The following is a 7,164-nucleotide window of genomic DNA, read 5'->3' as shown; positions in this document are numbered from 1 at the left end:
GGGGGGCGTCCCGCCCCGGCCGGACGCGGCCGGTACCGCTCAGAACCGCTCGGCCGGCGTGTAGGTGCCCCAGACCTCGCGCAGCGCGCCGCAGACCTCGCCGACGGTCGCCCGCGCCGCCAGCGCCTCCTTCATCGGCGGGAGCACGTTCTCGCTCCCCTCGGCCGCCCGGCGCAGCGCGCCCAGGGTGCGGGACACCGCCGAGCGGTCGCGCCCCGCCCGCAGCCGGGCCAGCCGGGCGGCCTGCTGCTCCTCGATCGCCGGGTCCACCCGCAGCGGCCGGTACGGCTCCTCGGCCTCCAGCCGGAAGCGGTTGACGCCGACCACGGTGCGGGCGCCGGAGTCCTGCTCCTGCTGGATGCGGTAGGCGGTGCGCTCGATCTCGGCCTTCTGGTAGCCCTGCTCGATCGCGGCGACCGCGCCGCCGAGGTCCTCGATCCGGCGCATCAGCTCCAGGGCGGCGGCCTCGACCGCGTCGGTGAGGCTCTCGACCGCGTAGGAGCCGGCGAACGGGTCGACCGTGGCGGTGACGTCGCTCTCGTGGGCGAGCACCTGCTGGGTGCGCAGCGCCAGCCGGGCCGACTTCTCGGTGGGCAGCGCAATGGCCTCGTCGAAGCTGTTGGTGTGCAGCGACTGGGTGCCGCCGAGCACCGCGGCCAGGGCCTGCAGGGAGACCCGGACCAGGTTGACCTCCGGCTGCTGGGCGGTGAGCTGCACGCCGGCGGTCTGGGTGTGGAAGCGCAGCATCTGCGAGCGCGGGTCCCGCGCGCCGAACTCCTCCCGCATCACCCGGGCCCAGATCCGCCGGGCGGCCCGGAACTTGGCGACCTCCTCCAGCAGGGTGGTGCGGGCGACGAAGAAGAACGAGAGCCGTGGCGCGAACTCGTCCACCGCCATGCCCGCCTCCAGTGCGGTGCGCACGTACGCGATGCCGTCGGCGAGCGTGAAGGCGATCTCCTGCGCGGGGTCCGCGCCGGCCTCGGCCATGTGGTAGCCGGAGATGGAGATGGTGTTCCAGCGCGGGATCTCCGCCCGGCAGTAGCGGAAGACGTCGGCGGTCAGCCGCAGCGACGGCTGCGGCGGGAAGATGTACGTGCCGCGGGCGATGTACTCCTTCAGCACGTCGTTCTGGACGGTGCCGGTGAGCCGGTGCGCGGGGACCCCCTGTGCCTCGCCGACCAGCCGGTAGAGGAGCAGCAGCAGCGCGGCCGGGGCGTTGATCGTCATCGAGGTGGAGACCTCGCCCAGCGGGATGCCGTCGAACAGCACGGCCATGTCCTCGACGCTGTCGATCGCCACGCCGACCTTGCCGACCTCGCCGGCCGCGAGCGGGGCGTCCGAGTCGTGGCCCATCTGGGTGGGCAGGTCGAAGGCGACCGAGAGGCCGGTGGTGCCGGCGGCGATCAGCTGCCGGTAGCGCGCGTTGGATTCGGCGGCGGTGCCGAAGCCGGCGTACTGCCGCATCGTCCACGGCCGGCCGGTGTACATCGTCGGGTAGACGCCCCGGGTGAAGGGGTACTCCCCGGGGCTGCCCAGCCTGGCCGCCGCGTCCCAGTCCGCGAGGGCCTCGGGGCCGTACAGCGGCTCGATGGGCACGCCCGACTCGGCGCGGCGGGGCTCGGCTGGCATGGCGGACCTCCGCGGGGTGTGGGGCCCGGGCCGGTACGGCCCGGTGGTCGCCCGGTTTCGCACTGTAGCCGCGGCCGGCCGGGACGGGCGGGCGGCGCGGCCGGGATGCCGTCCCGGGGCGGCCGGGACGCTGCCCGTGGGCGGCCGCGGTCCTCCTGAGATGATCGGAGCACGACCGGACAGACCCCTGGAGTGACATGACCGAGCAGAAGGTGGCCGTGGTCACCGGAGCGAGCAGCGGGATCGGCGCGGCCACGGCGCGCCGACTGGCCGCGGACGGCTTCGACGTGGTGCTCACCGCGCGCCGCACCGACCGGATCGAGCGGCTGGCGAAGGAGATCGGCGGCCGGGCGTACACCCTGGACGTGACCGACCGGGCGGCGGTGGACGCCTTCGCCGCCGAGGTGGGCCGGGTCGACGTCCTGGTCAACAACGCGGGCGGCGCGATCGGCGCGGAGAGCGTGGAGAGCGGCGACCCGGCCGACTGGCGGCTGATGTACGAGGTCAACGTGATCGGCGTGCTCAATGTGACGCAGGCGCTGCTGCCGGCGCTGCGCGCCACCGGGGACGGCACGGTGCTGGTGATGTCCTCCACCGCCGCGATGGCCGCCTACGAGGGCGGCGGCGGGTACGTGGCGGCCAAGCACGCCGCGCACACGATCGCGGCCACGCTGCGGCTGGAGCTGTGCGGCGACCCGATCCGGGTGATCGAGATCGCGCCGGGCATGGTGAAGTCCGAGGGCTTCGCGGTGACCCGCTTCCGCGGCGACGAGGACAAGGCCGCCGCGGTCTACGCGGGCGTCGCCGAGCCGCTGACCTCGGAGGACATCGCGGACACCGTCTCCTGGGCGGTGACCCGTCCGCCGCACGTCAACATCGACCTGCTGGTGGTCCGGCCGCGGGCGCAGGCCGCCAACCACAAGGTGCACCGGGAGCTGTAGCCCCGGCCCGGGTGGGCGGGGCGGCGCCCGCCCGGCCCACCCGGGGCGCTCTCCGAGGCGCGCGGTCCCGCCCATCGGTGCGGCGCGTCACAACTTGATAGCTCGATCGAGTGAATTTCGCGCGGCATCTCCCCAACTGATGAGCCCTCAACTACCGTGGAGGCGCTGCCTGGGGGTTTCCCCGGCCTGCCGTTCCCCGGTACGTCGCGCCATCGCACAGCACCTACCTTTTCGTCTCTGGAGCATCCCCCCTTCCCGCCCTCACGAGGAGGACCCGCTGACCAGCGACATCCCGCCGCAGCGCCTCGACGCTTCGACGGAACCGTCCCTGCTCGGACTGCACCGGTTCAACGAGGCCGACTCCGGTGCGGCCGAGGAGGCCCTGCTGGCCTGCTGCGGCAGCCACCGGTGGGCCCTGCGGCTCACCGCCCACCGGCCGTACCCCGACATAGAGTCCCTGCTCGCCGCCGCCAGCGAGGCCTCGTACGACCTGCGGCCCGCCGACCTGGCGGAGGCGCTGGCGGACGAGAGCTGGATGCCGCAGCCGCTGCTCGGCATGCGGGCCCCCGGCAGCCAGGCCGCGCACACCGCCCTGCGGGCGGCCCACGCCGCGTACGAGGCGCGCTTCGGGCACGTCTTCGTGGTGTGCCTGGAGGGCGTCGAGCCGGAGGAGATGCTCGACACCGTGCTCGCCTCGATCCGGACCAGGCTGGCCAGCGAGCCCGACGAGGAGCGCCTGACCGCCGCGGACGAGCTGCGCCGGATCGCGCTGGTCCGCCTCGCCCACCTGGTGGCCCGGCACTCCGCGGAGGCGGGCGCACGCTGACCCGCCGGCCCGCCCGCCCTCCTGCCCTGCCGGGCGGGGGCGCGGACGGCGCGGCGGGGGCGCGCACCAGGTGCGACACGCCGTGCTCGCACCCCGTGCGCCGAGGCCTGCGGACGCCGGGACGGAGTGCAACCGGGAGGTGGCCGATGGTGATGGTTCCCGCCGGGATTAGGCCGTGAGTGCCTGATTGATCACACCTGCGCCCCCCGGAGGCGGTTCCCGACACGGCGTCGATAGGATGCTCGCGGCCGGTGGACCGTACCCGGCCGGGCTGACCGACACCGAAGCCGGCCGAGCCCCCAATCGCTTCCGGAGGGTTTTCCGTGCCGGCTGGAACGCTGTACCGCGGCCGGGAAGGCATGTGGAGCTGGGTGGCTCACCGAGTCACCGGCGTCCTCATCTTCTTCTTCCTTTTCGCGCACGTCCTCGACACCGCGCTTGTCCGGGTGTCTCCGCAGGACTACGACACCGTCATCAACACGTACAAGAACCCCATCGTGAACCTGATGGAGTACGGCCTCACCGCCGCCATCCTGTTCCACGCACTGAACGGCCTGCGGGTCGTGGCAGTGGACTTCTGGTCGAAGGGCGCCAAGTACCAGAAGCAGATGCTCTGGTCCGTCGTCGGCGTCTGGGTCGTCCTTCTCGCGGCGTCCTTCTACCACATCCTGCAGCACACTCTTCGTACGTGGTTCGGGTGATCCGCAATGGCTTCTGACACCACCGACAAGCTGGTCGTCCCCTCGCTCCAGGCCCACACCGGCCAGGGCCTGGGCACCGGCAACCCGGCCGACGCGTTCGTCGTCGAGCCGGCCCGGACCCGCACCGCGCGGACCCCGCGCCGCACCCGCACCAACTTCGAGATGCTCGCGTGGCTCTTCATGCGGCTCTCCGGCGTGGTGCTGGTCTTCCTGATCCTCGGCCACCTGATCATCATGCTGGTGCTCGACGGCGGCGTCTCCAAGATCAACTTCGCCTTCGTCGCCGGCCGCTGGGCCTCGCCGTTCTGGCAGGGCTGGGACCTGCTGATGCTCTGGCTCGCCATGCTGCACGGCGCCAACGGCATGCGCACCGTCATCAACGACTACGCCGAGAAGGACTCCACTCGGCTCTGGCTGAAGACCCTCATGGGTGCTGCCGCGGTGTTCACCGTGCTGCTCGGCACCCTGGTGATCTTCACCTTCGACCCGAACATCTAAATCGGCCATCGACGAGCCAGAGGCGAACTACCCCCATGCAGATTCACCAGTACGACACCGTCATCGTCGGCGCCGGCGGCGCCGGCATGCGCGCGGCCATCGAGTCGACCCAGCGCAGCCGCACCGCCGTCCTGACCAAGCTCTACCCCACCCGGTCCCACACCGGCGCGGCCCAGGGCGGCATGTGTGCCGCCCTCGCCAACGTCGAGGAGGACAACTGGGAGTGGCACACCTTCGACACGGTCAAGGGCGGTGACTACCTGGTCGACCAGGACGCCGCCGAGATCATGTGCAAGGAGGCCATCGACGCCGTCCTCGACCTGGAGAAGATGGGCCTGCCCTTCTCCCGGACCGAGCAGGGCCGGATCGACCAGCGCCGCTTCGGCGGGCACTCCCGCAACCACGGTGAGGCCCCCGTCCGCCGCTCCTGCTACGCGGCCGACCGCACCGGTCACATGATCCTCCAGACGCTGTTCCAGAACTGCGTCAAGCACGGCGTCGAGTTCTTCAACGAGTTCTACGTCCTCGACCTGCTCATCAACGAGGGCAAGACCGCCGGCGTGGTGGCCTACGAGCTCGCCACCGGCGAGATCCACGTCTTCCAGGCCAAGGCCGTCGTGTTCGCCTCCGGCGGCACCGGCAAGATGTTCAAGGTCACCTCGAACGCCCACACCCTGACCGGTGACGGCCAGGCCGTGGCGTACCGCCGGGGCCTGCCGCTGGAGGACATGGAGTTCTTCCAGTTCCACCCGACGGGCATCTGGCGCATGGGCATCCTGCTCACCGAGGGCGCCCGCGGCGAGGGCGGCATCCTGCGCAACAAGGACGGCGAGCGCTTCATGGAGCGCTACGCCCCCGTCATGAAGGACCTCGCGTCCCGCGACGTGTGCTCCCGCGCCATCTACAGCGAGATCCGCGAGGGCCGCGGCTGCGGTCCGGACGGCGACCACGTCTACCTGGACCTCACCCACCTGCCCCCGGAGCAGCTGGACGCCAAGCTCCCGGACATCACCGAGTTCGCGCGGACGTACCTCGGCATCGAGCCCTACACGGACCCGATCCCGATCCAGCCCACCGCGCACTACGGCATGGGCGGCATCCCGACCAACGTCGAGGGCGAGGTGCTGAAGAACAACACCGAGATCGTCCCCGGCCTGTACGCCGCCGGCGAGGTCGCCTGCGTCTCCGTGCACGGCGCCAACCGCCTGGGCACCAACTCGCTGCTGGACATCAACGTGTTCGGCCGCCGTGCGGGCATCGCCGCCGCCGAGTACGCCGCGAACAACGAGTTCGTGCCGCTGCCGGAGAACGCCGAGGAGCTCGTCCAGAAGATGGTCGACGGCCTCCGCGAGTCGGCCGGCACCGAGTCCGTGGCGCAGATCCGCAAGGAGATGCAGGAGTCGATGGACGCCAACGCGTCCGTCTACCGCACCGGTGACACCCTCAAGCAGGCCGTCGCCGACATCGCCGCGCTGCGTGAGCGGTACAAGAACGTCGCCATCCAGGACAAGGGCTCGCGCTACAACACGGACCTGCTGGAGGCCATCGAGCTGGGCAACCTGCTCGACCTGGCCGAGGTGCTGGTCGTCTCCGCGCTGGCCCGCGAGGAGTCCCGCGGCGGTCACTACCGCGAGGACTTCCCGAAGCGTGACGACGTGAAGTTCATGCAGCACACCATGGCGTACCAGGAGGTCGCCGCGGACGGCACCACCTCCGTCCGCCTCGACTACAAGCCGGTCGTGCAGACCCGCTACCAGCCGATGGAGCGTAAGTACTGATGAGCACTCCGACCATGGAGAAGCACTCGGCCGCTCTGGACGCGGCCGAGGCCGGCGGTACCCAGCTGATCAACGTCACCCTGCGGATCCGCCGGTTCAACCCGGAGGAGCACCCGGACCCGGTCTGGGTGGACTACCAGCTGCTGATGGACCCGAAGGAGCGCGTCCTGGACGCCCTCAACAAGGTCAAGTGGGAGCAGGACGGCACGCTCACCTACCGCCGTTCGTGCGCCCACGGCATCTGCGGCTCGGACGCCATGCGGATCAACGGCCGCAACCGGCTGGCGTGCAAGACCCTGATCAAGGACGTCAACCCGGAGAAGCCGATCACGGTCGAGGCCATCAAGGGCCTCGCGGTCCTCAAGGACCTGATCGTCGACATGGACCCGTTCTTCCAGGCGTACAAGGACGTCATGCCGTTCCTCATCACCAAGGGGAACGACCCGACCCGCGAGCGCCTGCAGTCCGCCGAGGACCGCGAGCGCTTCGACGACACCACCAAGTGCATCCTGTGCGCCGCGTGCACGTCGTCCTGCCCGGTGTTCTGGAACGACGGCCAGTACTTCGGCCCGGCCGCCATCGTCAACGCGCACCGCTTCATCTTCGACTCGCGCGACGAGGGTGCCGAGCAGCGCCTGGAGATCCTGAACGACCGTGAGGGCGTGTGGCGCTGCCGCACCACCTTCAACTGCTCGGAGGCCTGCCCCCGCGGCATCGAGGTCACCAAGGCGATCGCCGAGGTCAAGCGCGCCCTGGTCACCCGCCGCTTCTGAGCCGCCGCACCGCAGCAA

Annotated in this window: 7 protein-coding genes; 6 read left to right on the top strand and 1 reads right to left on the bottom strand. The window is 71.1% G+C overall.

Features of this window, described 5'->3' with window-relative positions; translation table 11 throughout:
- Positions 1–39: 39 nt before the first annotated feature.
- Positions 40–1,629 carry a methylmalonyl-CoA mutase gene (locus ACFV0G_RS31565; RefSeq protein WP_380555412.1) on the bottom strand — a complete coding sequence of 530 codons (1,590 nt, stop codon included), beginning with the start codon at positions 1,627–1,629 and terminating at the stop codon, positions 40–42.
- Positions 1,630–1,826: 197 nt separating this feature from the next.
- On the opposite strand from ACFV0G_RS31565, the gene ACFV0G_RS31560 reads away from it, so the two are divergent.
- The 6 genes from ACFV0G_RS31560 (at position 1,827) to ACFV0G_RS31535 (ending at position 7,146) form a co-directional block, all read left to right on the top strand.
- Positions 1,827–2,570 carry an SDR family oxidoreductase gene (locus tag ACFV0G_RS31560; protein ID WP_380555410.1) on the top strand — a complete coding sequence of 248 codons (744 nt, stop codon included), beginning with the start codon at positions 1,827–1,829 and terminating at the stop codon, positions 2,568–2,570.
- Positions 2,571–2,859: 289 nt separating this feature from the next.
- On the top strand, positions 2,860–3,396 hold the full coding sequence (locus ACFV0G_RS31555) for a 2-oxo-4-hydroxy-4-carboxy-5-ureidoimidazoline decarboxylase (RefSeq protein ID WP_380555414.1): 537 nt from the start codon (positions 2,860–2,862) through the stop codon (positions 3,394–3,396).
- 323 nt (positions 3,397–3,719) lie between these two features.
- A complete protein-coding gene (gene sdhC / locus ACFV0G_RS31550; RefSeq protein ID WP_380555408.1) occupies positions 3,720–4,097 on the top strand; it encodes a succinate dehydrogenase, cytochrome b556 subunit in 378 nt (125 codons plus the stop codon).
- A gap of 6 nt (positions 4,098–4,103) precedes the next feature.
- The gene (sdhD, locus tag ACFV0G_RS31545; protein ID WP_380555406.1) at positions 4,104–4,595 is read left to right on the top strand and encodes a succinate dehydrogenase, hydrophobic membrane anchor protein; all 492 of its coding nucleotides are present in this window, start codon (positions 4,104–4,106) and stop codon (positions 4,593–4,595) included.
- Positions 4,596–4,630: 35 nt separating this feature from the next.
- On the top strand, positions 4,631–6,373 hold the full coding sequence (sdhA, locus tag ACFV0G_RS31540) for a succinate dehydrogenase flavoprotein subunit (RefSeq protein ID WP_380555404.1): 1,743 nt from the start codon (positions 4,631–4,633) through the stop codon (positions 6,371–6,373).
- On the top strand, positions 6,373–7,146 hold the full coding sequence (locus ACFV0G_RS31535) for a succinate dehydrogenase iron-sulfur subunit (RefSeq protein WP_380555402.1): 774 nt from the start codon (positions 6,373–6,375) through the stop codon (positions 7,144–7,146). Before sdhA ends, ACFV0G_RS31535 begins: the two co-directional genes overlap by 1 nt.
- Positions 7,147–7,164 lie beyond the last annotated feature (18 nt).

The sequence above is a fragment of the Kitasatospora sp. NPDC059571 genome, assembly GCF_042735675.1.
GTDB lineage: Bacteria > Actinomycetota > Actinomycetes > Streptomycetales > Streptomycetaceae > Kitasatospora.
This window is presented reverse-complemented; position numbering and strand designations above follow the sequence as displayed.